Source organism: Aquabacterium sp. UBA2148 (assembly GCF_002328915.1).
GTDB lineage: Bacteria > Pseudomonadota > Gammaproteobacteria > Burkholderiales > Burkholderiaceae_C > Aquabacterium > Aquabacterium parvum.
In genome coordinates this window covers 1-1,912 of record NZ_DCXA01000083.1, presented here as the reverse complement: position 1 = coordinate 1,912, position 1,912 = coordinate 1, and the positions used below count along the sequence as shown (strand labels likewise).

The 1,912-nt window shown below is 63.5% G+C and carries 2 protein-coding genes; both read right to left on the bottom strand.

Annotation, left to right across the window (positions count from 1 at the left end):
* Nucleotides 1-762: polysaccharide biosynthesis tyrosine autokinase (locus B2W70_RS04370; RefSeq protein WP_286743244.1), on the bottom strand; the 762-nt coding region annotated here is incomplete at its 3' end.
* Nucleotides 763-776: 14 nt separating this feature from the next.
* Nucleotides 777-1,912: GNVR domain-containing protein (locus tag B2W70_RS04365; protein WP_286743237.1), on the bottom strand; the 1,136-nt coding region annotated here is incomplete at its 5' end.

Below are 1,912 nucleotides of genomic sequence, written 5' to 3'. Positions count from 1 at the left end.
ACCGCACGCGGCGGCGATCACGCGAGCGTCGGAGCCGGCCGATGCGGCTGGGGTGTCCACGATCACGTAGTCGAATTTGTTGAGAAGCTCTTTCATGAAGAGTCCGAAAGCCGGGCGTTGGACCAGCTCGAGCGGGTTCGGCGGGGTCACGCCCACGGGCAACAGGAACAGGCTGGGCAGGTCGGGTACAGGGCGGATGACGTTGCTGGCCGATCGTCCCGAGAGGATGCCGCTGAGGCCGACCTTGCTCTTGATGTTGAAAAGCTCGTGAAGGCGAGGCGAGCGCATGTCAGCGTCGACCAGCAGCGTGCGTCCACCCAGCTGACTGAATGCCACCGCCAGGTTGGCCGCGAGGTAGGACTTGCCGTCACCCGTGGCCGCGCTGATGATGGCCGCCGCCTTCTTTTTGCCCTCTGCTGCGAACACGCTCGAAATGAGCTGGCTGCGCAGATCGCGGAAAGCTTCGGCCGACTCGCTGAATGGGTGGGACGCGGCCACCAGTTCTTCGCTGATCTTCTGCTCAGCCGTGGATGGTGAATACGGATAATGAAACTGTTGCGACAGGGCCCACAGCACGTCTTCGCGCTTGACGAGGCCCAGGGCCACGGCGGCTTCGCCGAACTTGACGCCATGTTCGCGCTGGTAGACGAGGACTTCCTCGACCTGCTCGGGGCTCAGGTTGTTGGCATCACGGATGATGTCGCCGATGGACTTCTCGGCAGGGCGTTGGGGTGCTGCGCCCGGATTGGGGGTCGGAATCATGTCGTGAACGGCCTTTAGCTGCGGGGGGCGGTCAGTTCGGGCAGGGTGCGCGATTCGGTGTCGGTGGCGGTCTTCTTGCGCCACGGCAGGGCCCGGGGTTCGGGCTTGTTGCGCGTGGGGATCGAGCCCAGAACCGGCAGCTCCAGCAGTTCCGTGACGTCGAAGTCGGTGCGCAGGCGGCGATCGCGGATTTCCAGCAACAGGCCCACGATCACGGACAACATGCCGCCAGCCAGCACAGCCAGGACCATGTTGATCATGATGCGAGGCGAAGAGGGCTCGGAGGGCGGCATGGCCTGCTTGATGACGGAGACGTTCGTCTGGTTGCTCTGGCCTTCAATGGCCACCTGGCTCAGGCGCGCGTTGATGGTCTCGTAGGCGCGCTGGGCGCTTTCGACATCGCGCAGCAGCACCGATGCCTCGTCGCGTTGCTCTTTGAGCTTGAGGATCTTTTCGCGTTGTTGCTCCAGTGCCTCGCGGATCTGGGATTCACGCTGTTGGCTCACCGCGCTGTTGATGGCCACGCTGGTGTTCACGCGGCTGGCTTCGGCGGCGATGCGGTCGCGCAATTCGTTGATGCTCGCCTGCGCTTCGATGACCTGGGGGTGAGCCGATCCGAGGCGAGAGTTCAGCTCCTTCAGGCGCGCTTCCTGCCGGGACATCTCGGCTTTGAGCGTCGAGACCACGGGGTTGTTGAGCACTTCCTGGCTGCTGCTGCTGGCCTTGGCCTTGCGGCTGCTGGCTTCGGCGCTCATGGTCTGCACGGCAACGAGTTGCGAGGACAGTTCATTGAGGCGGGCGTTTTCAACGTCCAGGCGCTCGTCGGTGGCGATGAGCCCTTTTTCTTTCTGGTAGGCAGACAAGCGAGTCTGTGCGGCCTCCAGGCGCTCACGGGCCAGCTTGGCCTGAGCTTCGAACAGTGCACCAAACTGGCGAGCCGGCTCGATGCGCAACTCCAGTGTGGTGTTGATGTAGCTCTGCACGAAAGCGTTCGCGATGGCTGCAGCAAAGTTGGGATCTGCGGCTTCGTAGGAGAACGAAATCACGCTGGACTCGCGAGACGGGCGCACTTCCAGACCGGCCTGGAGCAAACCAGCCAACCAGGCCTCGAAGGAGCCGACCCCTGCCGTCTTCTCTTGCCACTGAGCGC